Consider the following 26,104-nt stretch of genomic DNA (forward strand, 5'->3'; position numbering starts at 1 on the left):
GGCCGGCCCCACTCCGTTGCGTGGTCGATTCAGCAGACATTATCATAGCCGATTTTATCTGCGCTGTCAATCGTCAGCCGTACATAATAGTGTATTTTTATCCACTTTTCTTATAACCAGTCCTCGATTACATCCCGCAGGGTCACCGGGGACACCTGATTGCGGCGGATCAGATCCACCAGCTCGTCAATGCGCCCGGTGCTCACCGTGATATTGGGCACCGCCTCGCAGTCTCCATCCGGCCCGGTCACCTTGACACCATAGCTCTCACAACTCAGACCGCCCACCGCCATCTCATCCACCAGAATGGCATAGCGGTAGGCGCACCCCTGCGGGCTCTCCAGCAGCAGCTCTCGCATGGATTTCTCCCCCTTTGTACGTTCTATGACTCAATTATACATCTTTACCACAAATTGTAAAGTTTTACCGTTCGTATTTTTTCGTCACAAAACGCCAGCAGGGAATCCATCCCCAGGTCATTTACGCTCCGCCCAGGTATAGAGCAGCACCGCTCCCAGGATGATAACCGCCCCCAGCAGCTGCACCGGAGTAGGGATCTCTCCAAACAAAGGGACCGCCAGTGCGCCCGAGAACACCGGCTCGCACAGCTTGACCGCTGACACATAGGCAGGCGAGAGAAATTTCAGGCACCAGCTGAACAGACTATGCCCCATCAGGGTACACAGCACCGCCAGACCCAGACCGATGAGCCACTCCCGGGCCCCGTAACCCACCAGGGGCGTACCGCTGGCCAGGGCCATGATGAGCAGGGTAAGGAAGCAGGCCAGGTAGGTCAAAAAGGTATAAATGGTGGTAGAAAGGTATCCTCTCTGTATTCTTCCAATCAAAGTATACAGAGCGACAAAGAATGCGGCAGCCAGCGCCAGGAGATTTCCATACAAAACGCTGTCCTGTCCGCCTCCCGCCAAAGCCAGTACCGCACTGCCGCCAAAGGCCATGACAATGGCCACCACCCCCAGCGGCGGGATCTTGCCCTTCAGGAAGAGAGCAAAACCCAGGGCGGTAAAGATGACCTCGGTGCTCACCAGCACGGTGGACACTGCCACGCCAGTCCACTTCAGCGACTCAAACCAGGTGAGAAAATGGAGGGCCAGGCAGATGCCGCTGAGGGTACACATCAGCACATCCCTGCCCCGCACCTGGAGCAGTTCCTTGCGGAACTTAAACAGCACCACCGGCAGCAGCAGGACCACCGTCCAGCCCAGGCGATACACCGCCGTGATCACCGATGGGGCCTGGGAGTAGCGCACCAGGATGGCGGATATGGAAATGCCCAGTACGCCCAGCAGCAGTACGCCGTTGGGATGACGCTCCAGCATGGTGTTTCCCTCCTCTCTACGGTCTTTCAGTATACCCTATTTCCCCCAGCCGTGCAATCAATCTCTGCATAAAAAAACACCGGCCAGATGATCTGGCCGGTGTTTTATGCGGTAAGGATTCCTTACTTCTCAGCCTTAGCGGCGCGGATAGCCTCGATGAGCATGGGAGTGACCTTGTACAGGTCGCCCACGATGCCGTAGGAGGCCACGTCGAAGATGGGAGCGGAATCGTTCTTGTTCACAGCGATGATGCACTCGGAGTCCTGCATGCCAGCCAGGTGCTGGATGGCGCCGGAGATGCCCAGAGCAACATAGATGCGGGGGTGAACGGTCTTGCCGGTCTGGCCAACCTGATGGTCGGCAGTGATCCAGCCAGCGTCCACGCAGGCACGGGAGGAGCCCACAACGCCGCCCAGGACGCCAGCCAGCTCCTCAGCCAGCTTCAGGCCGCCCTCGACGTCCTTGCTGATGCCGCGGCCCACGGAGACCACCACGTCAGCGCCGATCAGGTCAACCAGCTTCTTAGCAGCCTTCTTGACCTCCAGCACCTCAACATGGATGTCGGACTTGTCCAGCTTGACGTCCACATTCTCGATGACGGTCTTGGCAGCGCCGGCCTCGTCGTAGGGCTGGGTCTGCATAACGCCGGGACGAACGGTGGACATCTGGGGACGGAAGCGGGGGCAGATGATGGTAGCCATCAGGTGACCGCCGAAAGCAGGACGGGTCATCTTCAGGTTGGTGTTCTCCTCGAACACGGTGTTGTCCACGTCAATGGTAGAGGTGGTCTTCAGGAACTCCTTGTACTTGGCCACGTCCACGTCGAGGTGGGTACAGTCGGCGGTCAGGCCGGTGTGCAGCCGGGCAGCGCAGCGGGGGCCCAGGTCACGACCGATGTTGGTGGCGCCGATGAGGAAGATCTCGGGCTTCTTGTCCTCCACCAGGTCGCAGATGACCTTGGTGTAGGCGTCGGTGGTGTAAACGTCCAGCAGCTCATGGTTGCAGTAGTACACCTTGTCGGCGCCGTAGCCGCCCAGAGCCTTCAGGTACTCTTCCTTGATGTCCTTGCCCAGGACCACGCCGCAGAGCTCAACGCCCAGGTCGTTGGCCAGCTTACGGCCCTCGGAGAGGAGCTGGTAGCTGGTGGACATGATAACGCCCTCGCGCTGCTCACAGAAAACCCATACGCCCTTGAAGGCGGCGGTATCGCTACTATTGAAAGCCATTCTATTGCTCTCCTTTCAATCAGATAATGTGCTTGTCGTTGAGGATGGAGACCAGCTTCTCGACAGTCGCCTTGTCGGCGCCCTCCATCATCATACCGGCGCCCTTCACCGGGGGAGAGAAGGACTTGTACACATTCGTGGGAGAGCCCTTCAGGCCGATGGTAGTAACATCAATCAGGGGATCGTCCTTCAGAGTCTCATAGTTGTAGACTTCCAGAGGCTTCTGGTAGCACTCCATGATGCCGCCCACGCTCATGTAGCGGGCGTCGTTGAGCTCCTTCACGCAGGTCAGCAGGCAGGGGGTCTGGACCTTGATGGTCATGTAGCCGTCCTCCAGCAGACGCTTGACGGTGACGTCCTTGCCCTCCACGTTGATCTCGGCAACGTAGGAGACCTGGGGCAGGTTCAGCTTCTCAGCGATCTGGGGACCGACCTGGGCGGTATCGCCGTCGATGGCCTGACGGCCGCAGAACACGATGTCGCCGTCCTCAACGCCGATCTTCTTGATGGCAGCAGCCAGGATCTGAGAAGTGGCGTAAGTATCGGAACCACCGAACTCACGGGCGGAAACCAGAACGGCCTCGTCGCAGCCCATGGCCAGCAGCTCACGCAGCATGCCCTCGGCGGGCGGGGGGCCCATGGAGACCACAACCACCTTGCAGCCGGTGGCGTCCTTGATCCGCAGGGCGGCCTCAACAGCAGCCAGGTCGTCGTGGTTGGTGATGGTAGCCATGGCGGCACGGTCCATGGTGCCGTCTTCCTTCACCGCCACCACACCGGAGGTATCCGGGACCTGCTTAACACAAACGATGCATTTCATATCGTAACTTCCCTCCAGTTCCTTTAGTTGACGCCCAGGTTGGCAGAAATGACCATCCGCTGGACCTCGCTGGTGCCCTCGTAGATCTCAGTGATCTTGGCGTCGCGCATCATGCGCTCCACGGGGTACTCACGGGTGTAGCCGTAGCCGCCGAACAGCTGCACGCAGCGGCGGGTCACGTCGCTGGCGGTCTCAGCAGCAACCAGCTTAGCCATGGCAGCGTCCATGGTGTAGGGCTCATGGTTCTGCTTCTTCATGGCAGCGGAGTAGACCAGCCACTTGGCAGCCTCAGTCTTGGCGTGCATGTCAGCCAGCTGGAACTGGGTGTTCTGGAACTGGGAAATGCGCTTACCGAACTGGACGCGCTCCTTGGTGTACTTGATGGTCTCCTCGATGGCGCCCTCAGCCAGGCCCAGAGCCTGAGAGGCGATGCCGATACGGCCGCCGTCCAGGGTCTTCATGGCGATGCCGAAGCCCTTGCCCTGCTTGCCCAGCAGACGGTCAGCGGGGATGACGCAGTCCTCCATGATCAGCTCACAGGTGGAGGAGCCCTTGATGCCCATCTTCTTCTCGTGCTTGCCCACGGAGAAGCCGGGATCGGTGCGCTCCACGATGAAGGCGGAGATCTCCTTCTTCTTGCGGCCGCGCTTGTCGGTGGACACGCCGGTGATGGCGAAGATCACGAACACATTGGCGTAGCCAGCGTTGGTGATGAAGATCTTGGAGCCGTTGAGCACCCAGTTGCCGTTCTCGTCCTTCACGGCGGTGGTCTGCTGACCCTGGGCGTCGGTGCCGGCGCCGGGCTCGGTCAGACCGAAAGCGCCGATCCACTCGCCGGAGCACAGCTTGGGCAGATACTTCATCTTCTGCTCCTCGGTGCCGTTCTCATAGATGGGAGCGCAGCACAGGGAGGTGTGAGCGGAGATGATAACGCCGGTGGTACCACAGACCTTGCTCATCTCCTCGACGGCCATGACGTAGGACAGAACGTCCGCGCCGGCGCCGCCGTACTCCTTGGGGAAATAGATGCCCATCATGCCCAGCTTGGCCATCTTCTTGACGGTCTCCTCAGGGAACGCCTCGTTCTCGTCCACCCACTCAGCCAGGGGCTTGACTTCGTTTTCGGCAAAGTCACGGTACATCTTGCGGAGCATTTCCTGCTCTTTGGAAAGGTGCAGATCCATTTGTTGCCTTCCTCCTAGATATGTATTTCACAACGGCGGGCGGGAGTTTTTGGGCTCCCGCCCGTCGTTTTGCGCAGTATGAATGAGGCTCTTACTTCTTGGTGTAGTCGTAGAAGCCGATACCGGTCTTGCGGCCCAGCTTGCCGGCGCGGACCATCTTCCGCAGCAGCAGGGAGGCACGGTACTTGGGATCGTGAGTCTCGTTGTACAGGGTGTCCATGATGGCCAGGCACACGTCCAGGCCCACCAGATCGCCCAGAGCCAGGGGGCCCATGGGGTGGTTGGCGCCCAGCTTCATAGCGGTGTCAACGCCCTCAACGGTGGCCACGCCGGTGTACACCAGGTCGATGCCCTCGTTGATCATGGGGATCAGGATCTTGTTGACCACGAAGCCGGGGGCCTCATTGACCTCGACGGGCTCCTTGCCGATCTCCACGGACAGATCGCGGATGGTGTTGAAGGTCTCGTCGGAAGTGTGAGCGCCGCGGATAACCTCCACCAGCTTCATGACGGTGGCGGGGTTGAAGAAGTGCATGCCGATGAACTTGTCGGCGCGCTTGGTAGCGGCGGCGATGGCGGTGATGGAGATAGAAGAGGTGTTGGAGGCCAGGATGGTCTCGGGCTTGCAGATGCTGTCCAGCTCGGCAAAGATGCTCTTCTTGATGTCCAGGTTCTCGATGGCGGCCTCGACGACCAGGTCGGCGTCGGCAGCAGCAGCCAGATCGGTGGTGAAGCTCATGTGAGACAGGATGGCAGCCTTCTTATCCTCGTCCATCTTGCCCTTGGCAACCAGCTTATCCAGGCTCTTGTTCAGGCGGGCCTCGGAAGCCTTGATGATGTCGTCGTTGATGTCGCGGACAACAACGTCAAAGTCCTTCTTGGCAAAGACCTGAGCAATGTCCAGGCCCATGGTGCCGCCACCGATGACAACAATCTTCTTCATAGCAGAAAACCTCTTTTCAATCTTTTTGATGAAAACGTTCCAAATCTGGTCAGACGGATTTGCTATTACAGGTGTCATAAGGAATGTACACCGGAAAATCTCCGGTCAGCTTACTTGTTCTGGAAGTGCTTCTCAGCGCGCTTCTCCAGGAAGGCGCCCATGCCCTCGTCCTTGTCGGCAGTGCCGCAGCAGACGCCGAAGGCCTCAGCCTCGAAGGCGGAGCCGGTGGCGATGTCGGTCTGCATGCCCATGCGGATGCAGCGCTTGGACTCCTGCACGGCGATCTGAGCGTTGGCGCAGATGGCGTTGGCCAGCTCCATGGCCTTATCCATCAGCTCCTCGGCGGGATAGACCTCGCTGACCAGGCCGATGGCCTTGGCCTCGTCGGCCTTGATGACCTTGGCGGTGAGGATCAGCTCCATAGCCTTGGAGACGCCCACGATACGGGGCAGCCGCTGAGTGCCGGCGAAGCCGGGGGTGATGCCCAGGCCCACCTCGGGCTGACCAAACTTGGCCTTCTCGCTGGCCAGACGGATATCACAAGCCATGCTCAGCTCGCAGCCGCCGCCCAGGGCAAAGCCGTTGATGGCAGCGATGACAGGCTTGGCCATATTCTCCAGCTTCAGGAACACACCGCCGCCGTGCACGCCGAACTTCTTGCCGTCGATGGAAGAGAAGTTCTTCATCTCGCCGATATCAGCGCCCGCCACAAAAGAGCGGCCCGCGCCGGTAAGGATCATAACATAGATCTCGTCGTCCGCGGCCACCTGATCGATGACAGCGTCCAGATCGCTCAGAACCTGGCTGTTCAGCGCGTTCAGCGCCTCCTGCCGGTCAATGGTGACCACGCCGACGTGGCCCTGCTTTTCCAGCTTCACAAAACCCATTTGTTCTGCCTCCTTGTCCTGTTACCTATCTAGAATTGTTATAATTTTAACAAGTTCTCACCTAATAAGTATACCGCACCCCCGCCAAACAGGCAAGTAAAATGCAAGAGAATTTCGTTATTTTTTTATCAATGATTATAGACAATGTGCACAATTCGCTTTCGGAATGCCGCCGCAACTATGGGGCGAATCGGCAAACCATCCGGTTTTCCGCCCTTTTCGTCCCATTTTCCCCACGTGCCGAAGAGTGGCTGTTTGGTTAATATGTACAACCGGGGTCTGGAACCCCGGCCGCCGGTCAGCCGTCCACGCGGATTTGCTGGGTGGTGATCAGAGGGCGGCAGATCAGCTCTCTGCCCGCTCGCTTCTCCTCGTCCATGGGGACCGCCGTGATCTGGCTGTTCCCGTAGGTCTTATAATAATAGGTGCCCGTTCTGCCGTTGATGCAGCAGCTGTAATCGGTGATGTCCCATTTGCCCTCCGGGGTACGCACCGCTCCCCGGGGCATGGCCACCGCGTCCAGGATGTGAAAGACCTGCCCCACACTGGAGGCCTCGTCGGGCTCACAGGCGCTGTTGCACTTCAAAAAGGCCGCCCGGATATAGCGGGAGGCGGGAGACCAGTCCCCCGGCAGGCCCAGGCTTCCCATTCCCTGTCCAAAGGGGTGCAGCTCCGGCCCACCGAAGCGATTCTCCGGCTGGGCGGCCGAGAGGCCCAGGTACTGATTGAGATTGGTCAGGTGGAAATCAAAGGTGGGGTTGTTGGTGAGCACCCCCACCGGGTCCTCAAACAGGCGAAGCCCGTCCGCCATGGGCTCGATCACCATAGACCGCTTGCCATCGGACAGGTGCCAGTGGAGGGGGGCCGAGGGCATGCTGGGCAGGAAGGGCTCCGCCAGCAGCCGAGTGCGGCGCAGCTGCTCCGCCGCCTGCTCCACGCTCTCGCAGGTACCCAGCAGCCAGGGGATCAGCTCATAGGGGCCCGCAGGGGTACCGTCCTCCGGGCCACAGGGATAGCAGGCGTTGCCCGGAAAGTTGAGCCCTGCCAGATAGAGCCCCTTCTCGTTGACCGCCTCGGCGTAAAGAGGATAGCCCTCCGCCACGGTAGCCATGCCGATGATGGCATAATGCCCCTCCAGCGTAGGCATTTGTTTAAAGGTAAGGGGAAAATTCCGGGGAGTAATGACCACCTGCTGGCCGAAGTGATACTCCAGATCCAGGTTCCGGCCAAAATAGGGATCACCGGTGGTCAAGGTAAGACTGGTACACATGGTTGACGCCTCCTGTTTCCATGGCTGCGCCCTGGGGCGCGCTCCTTAGTTTGGCGGCTCCCGACGGACGCTATCCTGCTTCTGTAGAAAAAGGGCCTGCCGCGGGGAAACGCGACAGGCCCTTAGACCTTTTTAGCCGCACTTGGAGTAGCCGCAGTCACGACAAGTGACGCAGCCGCCCTCGTGCTCCAATTTGGCCCCGCACTCGGGGCAGAACTTGGCCAGCTTGGCCTCGGCGGGGGTCATGCCCGGCCGGGGGATGGAATCTGCCTTGACAGCGGCGCTGATGGGCGCGGGAGCCGGCTCGTGGGTGTTCTTGGACACCTTGAGCACCTTCTCCAGCGCCTTGGCAATGGCGTCGGGGCAGGAGGTCACCGGCACGCCGGACTGCCGCAGGCAGGAGGGGCAGCGGATGCCCTTGAGCTGCTGGATGATCTCCTTGGGGTCCATGCCGGAGCGGATGCCCACGCTGACCAGCCGGGCGGTCGCCTCGCTCTGGCTGGGGCAGCCGCCGGCCCGTCCGGTGTTGGTGAACACCTCGCAGATGCCGTTCTCGTCATAGTTGACGGTGATATACAGGTTGCCGCAGCCGATGCGCACCTTCTCGGTGAAGCCGGTGGTCACCGCAGGACGGGGCCGGGGCTGGATGTGGCCGTAGGCCTCCTGAGGCACCTGGCACTCCTCGCACACCCGGCCGGTAGAGGCGGGAGCGCTCTCCTTGCCATCGTTGACCTTGCCGATGTTGAGCACCTGCTCGTTGCGGCTGCCGTCCCGGTAGATGGTGGTGCCCTTGCAACCCAGGGTGTAGGCCAGGCGGTAGACCTCGGCCACCTCGGCCTTGGTGGCGGAGTTGGGGAAGTTCACCGTCTTGCTGACAGCGTTGTCGGTGTACTGCTGGAAGGCGGCCTGCATCTTCACGTGCCAGATGGGGGACACGTCGTGGGCGCACACAAAGACCCGCTTGATCTCCTCGGGAATGCCGTCCACGTGGGCCAGGGAGCCCTGCTCCACGATCTGCTTCATCAGCTCCTCGGAGTAGATCCCCGCCTCCACCAGCTTGTCCTTCAGGATCTGGTTGGTCTCAATGAGGTGGGTATTGTCCATGACGTTGCGGATGTAGGCGTAGGCAAACACCGGCTCCACACCGGAGGACACACCGGCAATGATGGACAGGGTGCCGGTGGGGGCGATGGTGGTTACGGTGGCGTTGCGGATGGGCTTGCCGTCCTTATAGATGCTCTGGTCAAAGAGGGGGAAGGCACCCCGGCTCTCCGCCAGCTTCTCGCTCTCCTGGTGGCCGATGGTGTTGATGGTGTCCATAATCTCGGCGGCCAGAGCCACGCCCTCTTCACTGTTGTAGGGCACGCCCATGTAGAGGAGCATGTCCGCAAAGCCCATGACGCCCAGGCCGATCTTGCGGGTGGAACGGGTCATCTTGTCGATCTCGGGCAGGGGGTACTGGTTGACCTCGATGACGTTGTCCAGGAAGTGGACAGCGGTGCGGATGGTCTTCTCCAGCTTGGCCCGGTCCAGCACCCAGCCCGCCACGGTCTTGGTGATGTGGTTAACCAGATTGATGGAGCCCAGGTTGCAGCTCTCGTAGGGCAGCAGGGGCTGCTCGCCGCAGGGGTTGGTGGACTCGATCTCGCCCTGGCTGGGCACGGCGTTGTCCCGGTTGAGCCGGTCCAGGAAGATGATGCCGGGCTCGCCGGTCTGCCAGGCGGAGGTAACGATGGTATCAAAGACCTCCCGGGCCTTCAGCTGGCCCGCCACCCGGCCGGTGGCCGGGTCCACCAGATCGTACATCCCGTCGGCGCTCACCGCCTCCATAAAGGCCTCGGTGATGCCCACAGAGATGTTGAAGTTGGTGATCTCGGAGGTGTCGTTCTTGCAGGTGATAAAGTCCATGATGTCGGGGTGATCCACCCGGAGGATGCCCATGTTGGCGCCCCGGCGGGTACCGCCCTGCTTCACCGCCTCGGTGGCGGCGTTGAACACCTTCATAAAGGAGATGGGGCCGCTGGCCACACCGCCGGTGGAGTTGACGGTGGAACCCTTGGGACGCAGCCGGGAGAAGGAGAATCCGGTGCCGCCGCCGCTCTTGTGGATGAGGGCAGCGTTCTTGATGGCGTCAAAGATGTCCTCCATGGAGTCGGCCACCGGCAGCACAAAGCAGGCAGACAGCTGCCCCAGGGGGCGGCCGGCGTTCATCAGGGTGGGGGAATTGGGCAGGAAGTCCAGATTGGTCATCATCTCATAGAACTCCGCCGCCGTGGCCACCACGTCAGCCTTGGGATCAAAGTGGCGGTCGCCCTCGGCCACTGCGTTGGCTACCCGGCGGAAGAGCCCGTCCACCGTCTCGGTGGGATTCCCCTGCTCGTCCCGGGCCAGGTAGCGCCGCTCCAGCACTGCCTTGGCGTTTTCAGAAATGGGCATATCTTATCTCTCCTCTGAGTCAGTCTTATGTTTAAGCACAAGATATTGTATCATAGAAAACCAACCTGTCAATATGTCCGATTTCTTGCCCTTCTCACCCATTCTTGTTATAATGAATCCCTGGAACCCTTGCGCCCGAAGCGGGCGCGAATTCCCGGCCCCCTCCCGGCGGCCGGAAAGTGGAAATTTTCGATTTATTTTTGTGCGAGGTGACGGAATGTACCACCATCCCGATCAGGGCGCCCTGCTGCGCCCCCACTGCCAATGGTTCTCCCGGCTGGGCTGGGCCCTGTTCGCCCAGATGGCCGCTACGCTGGTGCTCCAGCTGCTGGTCAGCCTTGTGGTCCGTATCCTGCGCCCGGAGCTGCTGACCCAGCCGGTCTTTCTCTGGCTGCTGTCGGTGGGCTCGGCCTATGCCGTGGGCGTCCCCGCCGCCTGTCTGGTGCTGCGGGGTACCGCCGCCCCCCAGCGCCCCGCCCCCCGTTCTATGGGCCCCATCTCCTTCTGTAAGGCTCTGATCACCACCCTGGGCCTGATCTACCTGGCCAACCTCCTCACCCTCATGCTCACCCAGCTCATCGGCGCACTGCGGGGGGAGGCGGTGACCAATCCGGTGGACAGCCTGGCCACCTATCCCATGGCCCTGCAGCTGCTGTTGGGCTGTGTCATCGCCCCCCTCTCGGAGGAATACCTCTTCCGCCGCCTGCTGCTGGAGCGGCTGCGGCCCTACGGCGACCGGTTTGCCATTCTGACCTCCGCCCTGTGCTTCGGCCTGTTCCACGGCAATCTGAACCAGTATTTCTATGCCTTCGCCGTGGGCGCACTTTTCTCCTACATCGTCCTGCGCACCGGCCGTCTGCGGTACACCATTTTGATCCACGCCCTGACCAACGGCACCTCGGTGGCCCTGGTACCCCTGCTGGAGAAGCTGGGCACCTTTGGGGAACAGCTCACCTCCCTGCTGGTACTGGGCGCCATCGTGGTGGGCCTCACCTTCCTCATTACCAGCTGGCGGGATATTCAGCTGGAGCCCGGCACGGTGTCCCTGTCCGAGGGATGGAAATGGCGGCTCTTCTTTGAAAATCCCGGCGTCCTCTTCTTCTGTCTGCTGTCCCTCCTGCTGACGGCCAGCTATTTTCTCTGAGCTCAGCCCAGCCGGAACAGGCGGGTCAGCCGTACCCCCTGGGCCTGGAGAGCAGCGAGGTAGAGCACGCAGCCAAACAGGGCGCAGCCGCCCATGGCGGTCACCTCTCCCACCCCTGCGTCCAGCAGCACGTGGAAGAGCAAATTGCAGGTCAGCCCCATCAGCAGGGCGGCCAGCCCCGGCGCCACCACCCAGTCAAAGAGTTTGAGCCGTAACCCTGCCGCCCAGCGCACCTGAATCCAGTTGAGCAAGGCCCCCAGAGCGGAGGAGAGCACCACCCCCACTGGATAGCCGCCGATGCCCACCCCGGGCAGGCCCAGCAGTACATAGGTGCACACCAGCTGCACCGCCCCCGCCAGAATGGAGCTGCGGGCGGCCCCCTGCTGCTTTCCCAGGCCGTTGAGGGCGCAGCCCAGCACCGCCTGCCAGCAGGAGAGGAGCACCCCCACCGACAGGGGGAGCAGGTGCCGCCCCACCGTGTCCTCCTGGAAGAGCAGCTTCCCCAGGGTGGGCCCCAGCACCACCAGCAGGGCCAGGGCCGGGAACATGAGCACCGAGGTGGCCAGCAGGGAGCGGTCAATGCGCCGGCGCACCAGGGCTCCATTGCCCAGGGCCATGCCCTGGGCCAGCTTGGGCATGAGCACCAGCCCCAGCGCCCCGATAAAGGCGGTGGGCAGGCAGAGCATGGGCATGGTCATGCCGCACAGCACGCCGAACTCCTCCATGGCCCGGCTCACCTCCGCCCCGGCGGCCACCAGCCGCTGGGGGATGAGCACCGCGTTGGCCGAGCCCATCAGGTTGCCCAGCAGGCTGGTGAGCCCCACGGGCAGGGCAATGGCCAGAATCTGCCGGTTCATCCGCCGGGAGGCCCCCGGCTCGTGGAGCACCTCCCCCGCCAGACGGCGGCGGGCCAGCAGCATCAGGGTCACCGAGGAGAAGAGCTCGCAGATGATCATGCCCACCACGATGAGGGCCACCGTGCGCTCCGGATTCTGGGGCAGGAAGAGCACCAGCAGTCCCAGCACCGCCGCCGCCCGGATCACCTGTTCACACAGCTCCACCACCGCCGGGGGCCGGACGGCCCCGGTGCCGTAGAAGAAGTGCTTGTGGAGGTTCTCCACCCCGGTGAGGAGGATGCAGGGCAGCAGCAGGAGCAGCCCGGTCTGAGTGCGGGCGTCCCCCAGCAGGTAGACCGAGATGGGGTCATACAGCAGGACGGTCAGCACCGCCAGCACGGTGAAGAGGGCAAAAAAGCACAGCAGACACCGGCGGAGCACCTGCCGCACCGCCCCCCGCTGTCCCCGGGCAAAGTACCCGGCGGACAGGTTGGAGACCGCCGCGGTCAGCCCCACCGCCGTCAGCGACAGCAGCACCGAATATACCGGCATAATCAGCTGGTACAGCCCCATGATCTCCGCCCCGATGAGACGGGAGAGCAGGATGCGGTATACAAAGCCCAAAAACTGTCCCGCGATGCCGGTGCCCGTAAGCACCAGCGTCCCGTAGAGCATGGATGTCCGGTCGAGCTTCAACAGGCTCTCCCCCTTTCTGTGGTCCACTTCCACTCTATTCCCCAGGGGTTGTCCGGCATACGTCCAGAAACTCTTTGACAAATTTCCCGAATTGTCCTATCATAGAACTACGTGTTTAGCGAATTGCAGTATAAAAGCGAGGAATCCCTATGATTGCCACCATCATCAATGTGGTCCTGATCCTGCTGGGCAGTTTTCTGGGCCTTGTGTTCAAAAACCGGATCAGCGCCCGCTTTGCCTCGGGCATCACCTTCGCCCTGGGTCTGTGTACCATGGGCATCGGCATCACCGGCATGATCAGCACGGCGGATACCCTGTGCGTGATCGTATGCATGGTTATCGGTACCCTGATCGGCGAGGCCATCAACATCGAGGGCCGGATGGACGGCGTGGGGGAGCTGCTTCACCGCAAGCTGCTGCGCAAGAATGAAAACAGCCGTTTTGTGGAGGGTTTTGTCACCGCGTCCGTCCTCTTCTGCGTGGGTGCCATGGCCATCAACGGCGCCATGGAGGCCGGCATGAACGGCAATTATGATATTCTGATCTCCAAATCCGTGATGGACGGCGTCACCGCCATCACCTTCTCTGCCGCCATGGGCGTGGGCGTGGCCTTCTCCGCCCTGCCCATTCTGGTGTATGAGGGCGGCATGACGATCATCTTCGGTCTGGTGGGCCAGCAGATCGACCCCGCCATCGTCAACGAGATGAGCGCCGTGGGCGGCACCATCATCGTGGGCATGGGCATCAACATGCTGGGCCTGCCCAAGGAGAAGCTGCGGGTGGGCAACATGCTGCCCGCCATCTTCCTGCCCCTGGCCTACCTGCCCATCCGGGACTGGCTGACCGCCCTGATGGCCTGACAATGTCATAAAAGCAAAAAAGGTGTGCTGCCTCAGGCAGCACACCTTTTTTCATGCTCAGTTGAACTTGTAGATCTTGCGGGCCAGCCGGTAAAGCTTGACGGACAGCTTGCGGCCCTGGTAGCCGGGGATGTTGCCCACAAAGGACAGAGAGCGGTACTTGAACTTGTGGTACAGCCCCACATCCTTGCTGCGCAGGTACTCCCACAGCTCGGTCTTCTTGCCCAGGGCCTCGGGGGACCCGTCCAGGATGAGGAAGATGGAGGAGATGGTCATCATCATGGACAGATAGCCGCTCATGTACCGGGCCAGCTTGGGCTGCTCCTGGTGGAGCCGGTGCAAATCGTGGCTCTCGATCATCTGCCGGGTGACCCGCAGCTGCTGGTCCACCCGGGTGACCATGACCTGCTCGTTGACGCTCTGATCGGCCCGGCCGATGAAGTAGCGGTACAGGTCGATGTCCATGTAGTAGATGCGCTTGACGTAGGGCAGGGGCTGGTAGACAAAGATGTTGTCCACATAGAAGGTGTGCTTGGGCAGCTCCAGGCCGCAGTCCCGCAGCAGTTGGGTGCGGTAGATCACGCTGTGCATCAGCAGGAACTGGGAGGGACGGAAGCGGCCCATCCGGCTCCAGGAGAAGATCTTCTCCTCGGGGAAGACGTTGGTGTACCGCACCACCTTCTGGGTGTTGTCCTCCACGTGCTCATAGACGTAGTTGGCGATGAAGAGGTCCACCGGCTTTTCCATCTTGGCAAACTTGCGCAGCTTGGCCAGGGCCTTCTGGAGGGCGGCCTCATCCAGCCAGTCGTCGGAATCCACCACCTTGAAATAGAAGCCGGTGGCATTGCGGATGCCCTGGTTGACGCCCTCACCGTGGCCGCCGTTTTCCTGGTGGATGGCCTTGATGATATTGGGGTACTGGGCCGCGTAGCGGTCACAGATGGCGGGGGTGTCGTCTTTGGTGGAACCGTCGTCCACCAGAATGATCTCGATATCCTCTCCGCCGGTGAGCAGGGTCTCCACGCAGTGCTCCATGTAGGCCGCGGAGTTGTAGCAGGGTACCGCGAATGTGATCAGCTTAGACATAATACGTACCTTTCCTCACTTCAGCAGATCGTCACACAGCGCCAGCGCCCGGGCGGCGATGGCATCCATGTTGTAATACTTGTATTCCGCCAGTCGGCCCAGCAGGTGGAACCGGGGATAGCGGTCGGCCTCCGCCTTGTATTGGGCGTAGAGGGCATTGTTGGCCTCATTGATGATGGCGTAATAGGGGACCTCCCCTTCCCCGCCGGTGTAGGCGGCGGAGTACTCCTTCATAATGGTGGTCACGCCGGGCAGCTCCTGGCCGGTGAGATACTTGAACTCGGTGATCCGGGTGTAGTCCTGGTCCACGGTGTAATTCACCGTGCCGTGGCTCTGCCAGAAGTCCACCGGGTGGGTCTCAAAGCGGAAATTCAGGGTGCGGTAGGGCAGGCGTCCGTACCGGCAGCCGAAGAGCTCGTCCACCGCGCCGGTGTAGATCACCGTACCGGTGAAGGGCATCCCGTCCAGCAGCACCGTGCCATCGGCCAGGGTCAGGCGGTCCCCGGCGTCGGCGCCCAGCGCCACGGTGATATCGGGATGGTCCAGCATCCGCTCGAACATGGGGGTGTAACCCTCCATGGGCATGCCCTGATGGGCGTCCTGGAAGTAGCGGCAGTCCTCGGACAGGAAGACCGGCACCCGGGCGGTGGTGTTGGGGTCGATTTCCTCCGGGCGCTGTCCCCACTGCTTCATGGTGTAGTGGACAAAGACATGCTCGTAGACATAGTCGGCCAGAGCGGCGATCTCCGGATCGGCATTCTTCCGCAGCTCCAGAATGGTGACCTTCTTCTCCGCGCCGTACTCCGCGATGAGCCGCTTGGCCAGGCTGTCGGCCTTCTCCTTGCCGAAGGCCGTCCGCATGGAGATCAGGTTGAAGGGAACCGGCATCTCCTGCCGCCCCTCCCCCGCCGGGATGTTGGCCACCACCTGATGTTCGTAGTTCCGCCAGGCGGTGAACCGGGACAGATACTCAAACACCCGTCTGTCGTTGGTGTGGAAGATATGGGGGCCGTACCGGTGGATGAGCACGCCGGCCTCGTCGAAGCAGTCATAGGCGTTGCCGCCCACATGGTCCCGGCGCTCCAGCACCAGCACCTTCTTCCCGCCCCGCTCGGCCAGCTCCCGGGCGCAGATGGCGCCCGCCATGCCGGCACCGATGACCAGGCAGTCAAATGGATGGTCCATGGGATCCGTCCTCTCTTACTTTCATAGTTGGGCCAGATGGGCCCGCTGTGTGCCGGTCCCTGCCGGACCGGCCAGTACACATTAGCCCAATTTTATCACAAACCGTGGAAAAAGGAAGCAAAAAATCAATTAAGATTTCCTTAACACCGTTATCGATCCGAGGCCCGGTGGTCCACCCGGGGCGCGGCTCCGCCCAGGAAGCACTCGGCATAGTGGTCCATGGCACGCTGAATGACCTGGATGGCAGCCTTGCGGTCATTGACGTCACCGGCCACAGCCTCCTTGCCCTCCAGGGCCTTGTAGACGGTAAAGAAGTGGGCCATCTCATCAAAGATATGAGCGGGCAGATCCATCAGGTCCTGATAGGTATTATAGGTGGGATCGGAGAAGGGGATGGCGATGATCTTCTCGTCGTTCTTGCCGCCGTCCAGCATGGAGATAAAGCCCACCGGATAGCAGCGCACCAGGGTCAGGGGGTCCATGGCCTCGGAGCACAGGACCAGCACGTCCAGGGGGTCACCGTCGTCGCCGTAGGTGCGGGGGATGAAGCCGTAGTTGGCGGGATAGTGGGTGGAGGTGTGGAGCACCCGGTCCAGAATGATGAGGCCGGTCTCCTTGTCCAGCTCATACTTCTTCTTGCTTCCCTTGGGGATCTCGATGACCGCCACAAAGTCCTCGGGCTGGATGCGGCTGGGGTTAATATCATGCCAAATATTAGACATCCTTATATCTCCTTCTGTTTTACAAATCAGTTATCATCGGCTCCGGATCTCAGCCGAAAAAAGCTGACGGGCCGTTTCAGTGTTCATTATTATAGCTTTTCTTCCAATGGAATACAATATATTGTCCCCCGCATTTTTCCACGTTTTGTATTTTTCACAGCTTTGTGCCGTTGACCCTGGTATTCCTTTTGTAAAATGGGACATCCTACAATGTAAAGTCCGCAATCCACTGGGAGAGAGTGACTTTACCCATTCTTTACAAAGTGATGAAGGACAACTTTACAATCGGCCGATATACTGTAGCTTGTTCCGAGACACCAAGAATACATTGCATGATTGGAGATTGAACAGAATGAAAAAGAGAACCCTTGCTCTGATGCTTTCCGCCGCCCTGTGCGTGGGCCTGCTGGCCGGCTGCGGCGGCAGCAATACCGGCAGCGCCAACACTCCCGCCGGCAACAGCCCCGCTGTGACCGAGTCCGAGACTCCCGACAACACCACCGAGCTGTCCGGCACCGTCAACACCAACGGCTCCACCTCCATGGAGAGCGTGATGGGCTACCTGACCGAGGGCTTTAAGGAAGTCCAGCCCGGCATCACCGTGAACTACACCGGTTCCGGTTCCGGCGCCGGCGTCACCGGCGCTCAGGACGGCACCTGCGACATCGGCCTGGCCTCCCGTGACCTGAAGGACGACGAGACCGGCGTGAAGCAGATCACCGTTGCTAAGGACGGCATCGCCATCATCGTCAACCCTCAGAACCCCGTGGCTGACCTGAGCGTGGAGCAGATCGCTGCTCTGGCTACCGGCGAGATCACCAACTGGTCCGAGGTGGGCGGCAACGACGGCGAGGTCGTGTTCATCGGTCGTGAGGCTGGTTCCGGTACCCGCGACGGCTTCGAGTCCATCACCGGCACCGAGGATGCCTGCAAGTATCAGAACGAGCTGACCTCCACCGGCGAAGTCATCGCCAACGTCGCTTCCAACCCCAACGCCATCGGCTACGCTTCCCTGTCCGCTGTGGATGAGACCGTGAAGGCCATCACCGTGGGCGGTGTGGCTCCCACCGAGGAGACCGTCCTGGACGGCAGCTACGCCATTCAGCGTAACTTCAACTTCATCGTCAACGAGAGCACCGAGCTCTCCGATGCGGCTCAGGCCTTCATCGACTGGGCTACCTCCGCTGAGGCCGCTGACCTGATCGCCAGCGCCGGTGCGGTGCCCGTGGCCGAGTAAACAAGTCCCTTTCCCAAGATTGCCCCCTCGGTCTCGAGGGGGCAATCTCCATGATTATAACTCTTTACGAAAGGCCGGTCATTTGCCATGAAACAAAAGCTCCGACCGCTGGAAGTCATTATGAACGTCCTGTTCTTCCTGTGCGGCTTCATCGCGGTCGTCTTCGTGCTGTTTATCAGCGTCTATCTGATCATTTCGGGACTGCCTGCCATTCAAGAGATCGGGCTGGTAGATTTCCTGTTCGGCACCACCTGGGCCTCCACCGCTTCGGAGCCCTCCTTCGGCATCCTTCCCTTTATCCTGACCTCCATCTACGGCACCGCCGGCGCCATCGTGCTGGGCGTGCCCGTGGGCTTCATGACGGCAGTCTTCCTGGCCAAGGTGGCTCCTCCCAAGCTGGCCGCCGTGGTGCGTCCCGCCGTGGACCTGCTGGCCGGCATTCCCTCCGTGGTGTACGGCCTCATTGGTATGATGGTGCTGGTCCCCGCCGTGCGTGAGTTCTTCAACCTGCCCGACGGCGCCAGCCTGTTCTGCGCCATCATCGTTCTGGCGGTCATGATCCTGCCCTCCATCATCAGCGTGTCGGAAAACGCCCTGAAGGCGGTGCCCCGCGAATATGAGGAGGCCTCCCTGGCCCTGGGCGCCACCCACATCGAAACCGTGTTCCGGGTGAGCGTGCCCGCCGCCTCCAGCGGCATCGCCGCTTCCGTGGTGCTGGGCATCGGCCGCGCCATCGGCGAGGCCATGGCTATCATCATGGTGGCCGGCAACGTGGCCAACATGCCCGGGCTCTTCAAGTCCGTCCGCTTCCTCACCACCGCCGTGGCCAGTGAGATGGCCTACGCCTCCGGCCTCCAGCGCCAGGCTCTGTTCTCCATTGCGCTGGTACTCTTTCTCTTCATCATGCTCATCAATGTGGTCCTTAATACGCTTCTCAAACGGAAGAAGGGGTGATATACTTTGGTTACGATTAAAATGCAGCCTCTCTCCGGGAAGCGGAAGGCTTATGACCGGATACTCCGCTTTCTGCTCTATTTCTGCGCAGCCCTGACCTGCGCCCTGCTGATCTTCATCATCGGCTATATCTTTGTCAAAGGTCTGCCCCACATCACCTGGGAGTTCCTCAGCACGGAGCCCAGCTTTATCCGGGACAGCATCGGCATCCTGCCCAACATCCTTAACACGGTCTATCTGGTGGTGGTCACCCTGATCATCATCCTGCCTCTGGGTGTGGGCGCCGCCATCTACCTCACCGAGTACGCCACCAACCGCCGGCTGGTGTCCATTCTGGAATTTGCCACTGAGACCCTGACCGGTATCCCCTCCATCATCTTCGGTCTGGTGGGCATGCTGTTCTTCTGTCAGTTCCTGGGCCTCCAGGCCTCCCTGCTGGCCGGTTCTCTCACCCTGGTCATCATGACCATCCCCACCATCATCTGCACCACCCAGGAGTCCCTCAAGACGGTACCTCAGTCCTACCGGGAAGCTGCCCTGGGTCTGGGCGCCGGCAAGTGGCATATGATCCGCACCGTGGTGCTCCCCTCCTCGGTGGACGGCATCGTCACCGGCTGTATCCTGTCCATCGGCCGTATCGTGGGTGAATCCGCCGCTCTGCTGTTCACCGCCGGCATGGGCATGAGCATGAACAGCTTCTTCTCCTCCTTCGACAACTTTATCCACTCCTCCGGCGCCTCCCTCACCGTGGCCCTGTATGTGTACGCCCGTGAGCGCGCCGAGTTCGACGTGGCCTTTGCCATTGCGGCCATTCTGATGATCCTCACTCTGCTCATCAACCTCACCGCCAAGCTGGTGGGCCGGAAATTAAAGAAGAAATAAGGAGCTCCTATCATGGATGAAAATACGATCCTGTCCGTAAAGGGTCTGGACCTCTGGTATGGCCAGACCCAGGCACTGAAAGACGTCAGCGTGGACATTCCCGAAAAGCAGGTCACCGCCCTCATCGGCCCCTCCGGCTGCGGCAAGTCCACCTTCCTCAAGACCCTGGACCGCATGAACGACCTGGTCCCCGGCATCAAGATCACCGGCTCCATCCAGTACCGGGGCCAGGAGATCTACGACTCCAAGGTGGACGTGACCTGGCTGCGCAAGCAGATCGGCATGGTATTCCAGAAGCCCAACCCCTTCCCCATGTCCATCTATGACAACGTGGCCTACGGCCCCCGCACCCACGGCATCCGCAACAAGAGCCGCCTGGACGACATCGTGGAGAAGTCCCTGCAGGGCGCCGCCATCTGGGACGAAGTAAAGGACCGGCTGAAGAAGTCCGCCCTGGGCCTGTCCGGCGGCCAGCAGCAGCGTCTGTGCATTGCCCGCGCCCTGGCCGTGGAGCCCGACATCCTGCTGATGGATGAGGCCACCTCCGCTCTGGACCCCATCTCCACCTCCAAGATCGAGGATCTGATCGCCGATCTGAAGAACCAGTACACCATCATCATCGTTACCCACAACATGCAGCAGGCCACCCGTATATCCGATAAGTGCGCCTTCTTCCTGCTGGGCCAGCTCATCGAGTTCGGCGATACCACCCAGCTCTTCTCCGTCCCCAAGGACAAGCGCACCGAGGATTACATCACCGGCCGCTTCGGTTAACAGGAGGTTCTCATGAGAAAAACCTTTGATGCCGAGCTCCAGGAGCTCAACTATGAAATGATCGACATGGCGGCCGCCGCTGAGGACGCCATTGACGTGGTGGTGGAGTCCCTGGCCTCCAGCGACGACGCCGCCGCCAAGTCCGCCATGGAGATGACCAAGCACATGGACGAGATGGAGCGGGACATTGAGAACCGCTGCCTGCGGCTGCTGCTCCAGCAGCAGCCCGTGGCCCGGGACCTGCGCACCATCTCTGCCGCCCTGAAGATGGTCACCGACTTACAGCGTATCGGCGACCAGTGCGCCAACATCGCCGAGATCTCCCTGCTGCTCCAGGAGCAGAAGCAGACCGGCACCCTGACTGACATCCGCACCATGAGCCAGAAGGCGGGCGTCATGGTCAAGCGCTCCATCTTCGCCTACGTCAACCGGGATACCGACGCCGCCGCCGCGGTGGTGAGCCTGGACGACGAGATCGATCAGCTCTTCCGCACCATCAAGAGCGAGCTGGTGGAGCTCATTGTGGAAAACCGGGAGGAGGCCGACCAGGCCATCGACCTGATCATCATTGCCAAGTACCTGGAGCGTATCGCCGACCACGCGGTCAACATCGCCCAGTGGGCCATTTTCTGCGTCACCGGCGAGATCCAGCCCCAGGCCTGACGCACCCCAATACGAAACGGAAGGTGATCCCATGTCCAGAGCCATCGTAGTGGTGGAGGACGATGAGAGCATCCGCGAGATGCTCCGCTATTATTTTCAGTCGGTAGGCTATACCGTCCGGCCCTACGAATCCGGCGAAGCCATGTTCGAGGGCGAGGCGGACCAGAGCCCGCCGGTGCTGTTCATTCTGGACATCATGCTGCCCGGCATGGACGGTCTGGAGATCCTCCGCAGGCTGCGGGAGGGCCGCGGTACATCGGAATCGCCGGTGATCATGCTCACCGCCCGCTCCGCCGAGATGGACCGGGTATCCGGTCTGGAAAACGGCGCCGACGACTATGTGGTCAAACCCTTCGGCATTATGGAACTTCAGGCCCGGGTGAAGGCGGTGCTCCGCCGCACCGAGCGCCGTGGCGACCAGGTGCTCACCTGCGGGGACCTGGAGATCGACCCCGCCGCCCGGGAGGTCCGCAAGGGCGGCAAGCTGGTGGAGCTCACCTTCAAGGAGTTTGAGCTACTGCGTCTGCTGTGCGCCCGCCGGGGCGTAGCGCTCACCCGGGATGAGATCCTTCAGACCGTGTGGGACTATGATTATACCGGCGAGACCCGCACCGTGGATATGCACGTCAAGGCCCTGCGCCAGAAGCTGGGCGATGACGTGATCGCCACCGTCCGGGGCGTGGGATATAAAATGCCGTGACGGGTGGCCTGGTCCGCCCGTTTTCCCATTACCTGCCCGAGAGGAGAAACGTATGAAAAAACGAATCATCGGCGCAACCCTGCTTACCGTGGTGTTTGCCCTGCTGATCTCCAATGTAGTGGGGATTCTGATGTTCCGCAGCCGCGAGATGGACGCTGCCCGGAACACGCTGCAGGAGCTGCTGGTGCTGATGGACGCCCAGAGCGCCATCACCGAGCCGGAGGCTCTGGCCCAGCAATTCCACGCCGCCGCTCCCGACAAGCGGCTTACCATCATTGATACCGACGGCACCGTGCTGGCGGATACCGACGCGGATGCCTCCACCCTGGAGGACCACAACAGCCGTCCCGAGGTGGCCCAGGCTGAGGCCACCGGCTGGGGCGAGGCGGTGCGCCAGTCCGACACCATGGGCACCTCCATGCTCTACGTGGCCAAGCGCTTTGCCGACGGTATGATCGGCCGTGCCTCCATGCCCCTGTCCTCCATCGACACCTTGGTTATGAGCGGCGTGTGGGGCTTTGTGATCGCCTCTGTGGCCGCCCTCCTGCTGGCCTTCCTGCTGGCCCGCCGCACCGCCAACCGCATCGTCTCCCCCCTCAACTCGGTGGGCATCGCCCTCCAGGGTGTGCTGGATGGGAAAAAGACCCCCGGCCTGGAGGGGCTTCAGGCGGACGACGAGCTGCGTCCCATCCTGCGTTACATTGACAAGCTGATGGAGCAGCTGGGCGGCTATATCCAGTCCATCACCGATGAGCGGGATAAGGTCAGCCTGATCCTGGACTGCATGGACGAGGGCCTGATCCTGCTGGACACCGAAGGAAAGGTGCTGGCCATCAACCGGGCCGCCCGTACCCTGTTCGGCTTCTCCGAGGACGAGCAGGACGACGGCGCTCTGCTGGTCACCCGCAGCCGCCGGCTCCGGGAGGCCATCCACGACTGCCAGGAGAAGCATTCCTCCATCATGCTGGACGTGGACGCCCTCACCGAGGACGCCCGCTCCCTGCGGATGTTCGTCTCCCCCGTCTCCGGCCGCCAGTATGAGGGCCAGGCGGTGGGTACCTCCATCCTGATCTCCGACGTCACCAAGCTGAAGAAGGCCGAGGGTATCCGCAGCGAGTTCACAGCCAACGTATCCCACGAGCTGAAGACCCCCCTCACCAGCATCAAGGGCTTCACCGACATGCTATCCAGCGGCATGGTCACCTCCCCCGCCGACCAGAAGCGCTTCATCACCATGATCGGGGTGGAAGTGGACCGTCTCATCGACCTGATCAACGACATTCTCAAGCTGTCTGAGCTGGAGTCGGTGGCCATCGACCAGACCCAGGAGCGCTCCGACGTACTGGAGGCCGCCAAGGACACCGCCTCCCTGCTGGAGCCCTCTGCCAAGGCTGCCGGTGTGACCCTGGCTGTAGAGGGCGCCTCCGCCACCGTATCCGTGCCCATGAGCCGCCTGAAGGAGCTGCTCTTCAATCTGATGGGCAACGGCATCAAGTACAGCGAGAACGGCGGCACCGTGTCCACCAGCATCGCCATCCAGGACGGCAAAGCCGTGATCTCGGTGCAGGACAACGGCATCGGCATTCCCGAGGAGGACCAGAGCCGTGTGTTTGAGCGGTTCTACCGGGTGGAAAAGGGCCGGGCCCGCAAGAACGGCGGCACCGGCCTGGGGCTGGCCATTGTCAAGCACATCACCCAGCTCTACGGCGGCACCGTAGGCCTGGAAAGCCAGGTGGGCAAGGGTTCCACCTTCACCGTCACCCTGCCCCTCTCCCAGAACTAAAGCAAACGCCCCTGCCGGTGACCGGCAGGGGCGTTCTTATACCATAAAAAGTGCCCGCCCCGGAAGATCCGGGGCGGGCACTTAGCTTTGTTGTTTGGAGTTTGTTTGGATTACTGATGAATGGCAGTACCGGTCTTGCCGGCCACGCCGTCCTTGGCCTTCTCCAGCAGGGTGATGAGAGCGGAGCGGCCGGGAGCGCTCTCAGCGAACTCCACAGCGGCCTGTACCTTGGGCAGCATGGAGCCGGGAGCGAAGTGGCCCTCGCCGATGTACTTGCGGGCCTCGTCGGGAGTCAGCTCATCCAGCCACTTCTCGTCGGGCTTGCCGAAGTTGATGGCAACCTTCTCCACGGCGGTGAGGATGATGAGGGTGTCGGCCTCCACCTGCTGAGCCAGCACGCAGGAGGCAAAGTCCTTGTCGATGACGGCAGCGGCGCCCTTCAGGTGATGACCCTCGGTCTTGTAGACGGGGATACCGCCGCCACCGCAGGCCACAACCACCAGACCGGCGGCCACCATGTCGCGGATGGACTGGATCTCAATGATGGACTGGGGCTTGGGGGAAGCCACCACACGGCGATAGCCGCGGCCGGCGTCCTCGATGACGTTGTAGCCGCGCTCGGCCACCAGCTTGTCAGCCTCTTCCTTGGTCATGAAGGCGCCAATGGGCTTGGTGGGATTCTGGAAGGCCTTGTCCTCGGGGTCCACCTCGACCTGGGTCAGCACGGTGGCCACGCCCTTGTTGATGCCGCGGTCCAGCAGCTCCTCGCGCAGGGCGTTCTGCAGATCGTAACCGATGTAGCCCTGGCTCATAGCCACGCACACGGACAGGGGGCAGGGGATGTACTTCTCAGGCTCGGAGCGGGTCAGCTCGGCCATGGCCTTCTGGATCATGCCCACCTGGGGGCCGTTGCCGTGGGCGATGATGACCTCGTGGCCCTCCTCGATCAGGTCCACAATGGCCTTGGCGGTCTGCTTCACGGCGATCATCTGCTCGGGGAGGTTGTTACCCAGAGCGTTGCCGCCGAGAGCGATTACGATACGCTTACCCATGATAAACACCTCAATTTTTGTAATAATAGCGGCGCAAGTTACGCCAAGTATTAGAATCTTGAAATAACAGGGCCCGTCCGCACAGATACAGGCAGGTTGACCTATGCGGACGGGCCTTAAAAGGAAGGGAAGGAAAAAATGGAAGTCGCTTAGGAAATCAGATTACTTCTGGAACCAACGAGCCAGACCGCGCTCCTCCAGGGCCTTCAGAGTGGCCTGAGGATCCTTGACCTTAGCCAGGAAGATCATAGCAGCGATGATGTAGGGCTTGTAGGAAGCCTCCTTGTACAGAGGATCACGATAGCGATCGAACACGGAAGCCTCAACCTCGCCGTCCTTGCAGGACACGTCGTTGATGTCGGCGGGCAGGCAGTGCATGTACAGAGCCTTGCCGTCCTTAGTGGTGGCCATCAGCTCCTCGGTGCAGCACCAATCCTTGTGGTTGGCGTTCTGAGCCAGCAGCTCCTTCTCCAGAGCCTTGATGCCGTCGGTGTCGCCCTCAGCATACAGGTTGGTACGCTTCTCCATGGCGGCGAAGGGAGCCCAGCTCTTGGGATACACGATGTCGGCATCCTTGAAGGCCTCGGCCATGCTGTTGGTCTTGGTGAAGGTGCCGCCGGACTTCTCGGCGTTCTTCTTGGCAACCTCCTCGACCTCGGGCATAACCTCGTATCCCTCGGGGTGAGCCAGGACAACGTCCATGCCGAAGCGGCTCATCAGGCCGATGATGCCCTGGGGCACGGAGAGGGGCTTGCCGTAGGAGGGGCTGTAGGCCCAAGTCATGGCGATCTTCTTGCCCTTCAGGTTCTCAACACCGCCGAAGTGGTGGATGATGTGCAGCATGTCGGCCATGGCCTGAGTGGGGTGGTCGATGTCGCACTGCAGGTTGACCAGAGTGGGCTTCTGCTCCAGGACGCCGTCCTTGTGGCCCTGGGTCACGGCCTCAACCACTTCCTTCTGATAGGTGTGGCCCTTGCCGATGTACATGTCGTCGCGGATGCCGATAACGTCGGCCATGAAGGAGATCATGTTAGCGGTCTCGCGGACGGTCTCGCCGTGAGCGATCTGGCTCTTGCCCTCGTCCAGGTCCTGAACCTCCAGGCCCAGCAGGTTACAAGCGGAAGCGAAGGAGAAACGGGTACGGGTGGAGTTGTCGCGGAACAGGGAGATGCCCAGGCCGGACTCGAAGATCTTGGTGGAGATGTTGTTCTCACGCATGTAGCGCAGAGCGTCGGCCACGGTGAAGACGGCCTCGATCTCGTCGTCGGTCTTGTCCCAGGTCAGGAAGAAGTCGCCCTCGTACATCTCCTTGAAGTTCAGGGCATTCAGCTTGTCGATATACATCTGCAGAGTCTTGTCCATTGCAATCGATCTCCTTTTCAAATATGGTGGTTGAGGTGGATGGAAAGCGCGGTGGGTGTTAT

Annotated in this window: 24 protein-coding genes; 9 read left to right on the top strand and 15 right to left on the bottom strand. The window is 61.2% G+C overall.

Annotated features, from left to right (window positions below):
• Window positions 1-110: 110 nt before the first annotated feature.
• The 9 genes from J9789_RS07570 to J9789_RS07610 all read right to left on the bottom strand — a co-directional run bounded on the left by J9789_RS07570 (window position 111) and on the right by J9789_RS07610 (window position 10,106).
• Window positions 111-359 (bottom strand): DUF6514 family protein, encoded by a 249-nt coding sequence (locus tag J9789_RS07570; RefSeq protein WP_209344170.1) that lies wholly within the window; start codon window positions 357-359, stop codon window positions 111-113.
• Between the two features lie 117 nt (window positions 360-476).
• Window positions 477-1,340: a DMT family transporter gene (locus tag J9789_RS07575; RefSeq protein WP_209344172.1), complete on the bottom strand. Its 864-nt coding sequence runs from the start codon at window positions 1,338-1,340 to the stop codon at window positions 477-479.
• Between the two features lie 122 nt (window positions 1,341-1,462).
• Window positions 1,463-2,566 (bottom strand): acryloyl-CoA reductase electron transfer subunit beta, encoded by a 1,104-nt coding sequence (acrA, locus tag J9789_RS07580; protein WP_209344174.1) that lies wholly within the window; start codon window positions 2,564-2,566, stop codon window positions 1,463-1,465.
• 19 nt (window positions 2,567-2,585) lie between these two features.
• Window positions 2,586-3,386 carry an acryloyl-CoA reductase electron transfer subunit gamma gene (acrB, locus tag J9789_RS07585; protein ID WP_209344176.1) on the bottom strand — a complete coding sequence of 267 codons (801 nt, stop codon included), beginning with the start codon at window positions 3,384-3,386 and terminating at the stop codon, window positions 2,586-2,588.
• A gap of 23 nt (window positions 3,387-3,409) precedes the next feature.
• Window positions 3,410-4,570 carry an acyl-CoA dehydrogenase gene (locus tag J9789_RS07590; RefSeq protein ID WP_087398402.1) on the bottom strand — a complete coding sequence of 387 codons (1,161 nt, stop codon included), beginning with the start codon at window positions 4,568-4,570 and terminating at the stop codon, window positions 3,410-3,412.
• Window positions 4,571-4,661: 91 nt separating this feature from the next.
• Window positions 4,662-5,513, bottom strand: coding sequence for a 3-hydroxybutyryl-CoA dehydrogenase (locus J9789_RS07595; RefSeq protein WP_209344179.1), 852 nt, complete (start codon window positions 5,511-5,513; stop codon window positions 4,662-4,664).
• 110 nt (window positions 5,514-5,623) lie between these two features.
• Window positions 5,624-6,400 (bottom strand): enoyl-CoA hydratase-related protein, encoded by a 777-nt coding sequence (locus J9789_RS07600; RefSeq protein WP_087398400.1) that lies wholly within the window; start codon window positions 6,398-6,400, stop codon window positions 5,624-5,626.
• A gap of 298 nt (window positions 6,401-6,698) precedes the next feature.
• The gene (gene bsh, locus J9789_RS07605) at window positions 6,699-7,670 is read right to left on the bottom strand and encodes a choloylglycine hydrolase (RefSeq protein WP_209344181.1); all 972 of its coding nucleotides are present in this window, start codon (window positions 7,668-7,670) and stop codon (window positions 6,699-6,701) included.
• Window positions 7,671-7,802: 132 nt separating this feature from the next.
• A complete protein-coding gene (locus tag J9789_RS07610; RefSeq protein ID WP_209344182.1) occupies window positions 7,803-10,106 on the bottom strand; it encodes a vitamin B12-dependent ribonucleotide reductase in 2,304 nt (767 codons plus the stop codon).
• Window positions 10,107-10,323: 217 nt separating this feature from the next.
• Here J9789_RS07610 and J9789_RS07615 point away from each other — a divergent pair, with 217 nt between their 5' ends.
• The gene (locus J9789_RS07615; protein ID WP_209344184.1) at window positions 10,324-11,250 is read left to right on the top strand and encodes a type II CAAX endopeptidase family protein; all 927 of its coding nucleotides are present in this window, start codon (window positions 10,324-10,326) and stop codon (window positions 11,248-11,250) included.
• 2 nt (window positions 11,251-11,252) lie between these two features.
• Here J9789_RS07615 and J9789_RS07620 read toward each other — a convergent pair whose 3' ends face one another.
• Window positions 11,253-12,782, bottom strand: coding sequence for an oligosaccharide flippase family protein (locus J9789_RS07620; protein ID WP_245185146.1), 1,530 nt, complete (start codon window positions 12,780-12,782; stop codon window positions 11,253-11,255).
• Between the two features lie 149 nt (window positions 12,783-12,931).
• Here J9789_RS07620 and J9789_RS07625 point away from each other — a divergent pair, with 149 nt between their 5' ends.
• Window positions 12,932-13,642, top strand: coding sequence for a DUF554 domain-containing protein (locus J9789_RS07625; RefSeq protein ID WP_209344186.1), 711 nt, complete (start codon window positions 12,932-12,934; stop codon window positions 13,640-13,642).
• A 57-nt stretch (window positions 13,643-13,699) separates the two neighbouring features.
• On the opposite strand, the gene J9789_RS07630 is transcribed toward J9789_RS07625, so the two are convergent.
• The 3 genes from J9789_RS07630 to J9789_RS07640 form a co-directional block, all read right to left on the bottom strand.
• The gene (locus J9789_RS07630) at window positions 13,700-14,728 is read right to left on the bottom strand and encodes a glycosyltransferase family 2 protein (RefSeq protein ID WP_209344188.1); all 1,029 of its coding nucleotides are present in this window, start codon (window positions 14,726-14,728) and stop codon (window positions 13,700-13,702) included.
• Window positions 14,729-14,743: 15 nt separating this feature from the next.
• Window positions 14,744-15,913, bottom strand: coding sequence for a UDP-galactopyranose mutase (gene glf / locus J9789_RS07635; RefSeq protein ID WP_209344190.1), 1,170 nt, complete (start codon window positions 15,911-15,913; stop codon window positions 14,744-14,746).
• A gap of 149 nt (window positions 15,914-16,062) precedes the next feature.
• Window positions 16,063-16,635, bottom strand: coding sequence for an inorganic diphosphatase (locus J9789_RS07640; RefSeq protein ID WP_209344192.1), 573 nt, complete (start codon window positions 16,633-16,635; stop codon window positions 16,063-16,065).
• Between the two features lie 352 nt (window positions 16,636-16,987).
• Between J9789_RS07640 and J9789_RS07645 the strand changes: the two genes are divergently transcribed.
• The 7 genes from J9789_RS07645 to J9789_RS07675 all read left to right on the top strand — a co-directional run bounded on the left by J9789_RS07645 (window position 16,988) and on the right by J9789_RS07675 (window position 23,628).
• The gene (locus J9789_RS07645) at window positions 16,988-17,872 is read left to right on the top strand and encodes a phosphate ABC transporter substrate-binding protein (protein ID WP_209344194.1); all 885 of its coding nucleotides are present in this window, start codon (window positions 16,988-16,990) and stop codon (window positions 17,870-17,872) included.
• Between the two features lie 87 nt (window positions 17,873-17,959).
• Window positions 17,960-18,826, top strand: a complete 867-nt coding sequence (gene pstC, locus J9789_RS07650; RefSeq protein WP_209344196.1) for a phosphate ABC transporter permease subunit PstC — start codon at window positions 17,960-17,962, stop codon at window positions 18,824-18,826.
• A 15-nt stretch (window positions 18,827-18,841) separates the two neighbouring features.
• Window positions 18,842-19,708: a phosphate ABC transporter permease PstA gene (gene pstA, locus J9789_RS07655; RefSeq protein ID WP_209344641.1), complete on the top strand. Its 867-nt coding sequence runs from the start codon at window positions 18,842-18,844 to the stop codon at window positions 19,706-19,708.
• Between the two features lie 12 nt (window positions 19,709-19,720).
• A complete protein-coding gene (gene pstB, locus J9789_RS07660) occupies window positions 19,721-20,482 on the top strand; it encodes a phosphate ABC transporter ATP-binding protein PstB (protein ID WP_209344198.1) in 762 nt (253 codons plus the stop codon).
• 12 nt (window positions 20,483-20,494) lie between these two features.
• Window positions 20,495-21,145, top strand: coding sequence for a phosphate signaling complex protein PhoU (phoU, locus tag J9789_RS07665; protein WP_209344200.1), 651 nt, complete (start codon window positions 20,495-20,497; stop codon window positions 21,143-21,145).
• A 31-nt stretch (window positions 21,146-21,176) separates the two neighbouring features.
• A complete protein-coding gene (locus tag J9789_RS07670) occupies window positions 21,177-21,845 on the top strand; it encodes a response regulator transcription factor (protein WP_209344202.1) in 669 nt (222 codons plus the stop codon).
• 52 nt (window positions 21,846-21,897) lie between these two features.
• Window positions 21,898-23,628 (top strand): ATP-binding protein, encoded by a 1,731-nt coding sequence (locus tag J9789_RS07675; RefSeq protein ID WP_209344204.1) that lies wholly within the window; start codon window positions 21,898-21,900, stop codon window positions 23,626-23,628.
• A 110-nt stretch (window positions 23,629-23,738) separates the two neighbouring features.
• Here the strand turns inward: J9789_RS07675 and arcC are convergent, their stop codons facing one another.
• Window positions 23,739-24,680 carry a carbamate kinase gene (arcC, locus tag J9789_RS07680; RefSeq protein WP_209344206.1) on the bottom strand — a complete coding sequence of 314 codons (942 nt, stop codon included), beginning with the start codon at window positions 24,678-24,680 and terminating at the stop codon, window positions 23,739-23,741.
• A gap of 162 nt (window positions 24,681-24,842) precedes the next feature.
• Window positions 24,843-26,042 carry a knotted carbamoyltransferase YgeW gene (ygeW, locus tag J9789_RS07685; RefSeq protein WP_209344208.1) on the bottom strand — a complete coding sequence of 400 codons (1,200 nt, stop codon included), beginning with the start codon at window positions 26,040-26,042 and terminating at the stop codon, window positions 24,843-24,845.
• Window positions 26,043-26,104: the final 62 nt, after the last annotated feature.

It is taken from the genome of Flavonifractor sp. AGMB03687, assembly GCF_017811815.1.
Taxonomy (GTDB): domain Bacteria; phylum Bacillota; class Clostridia; order Oscillospirales; family Oscillospiraceae; genus Flavonifractor.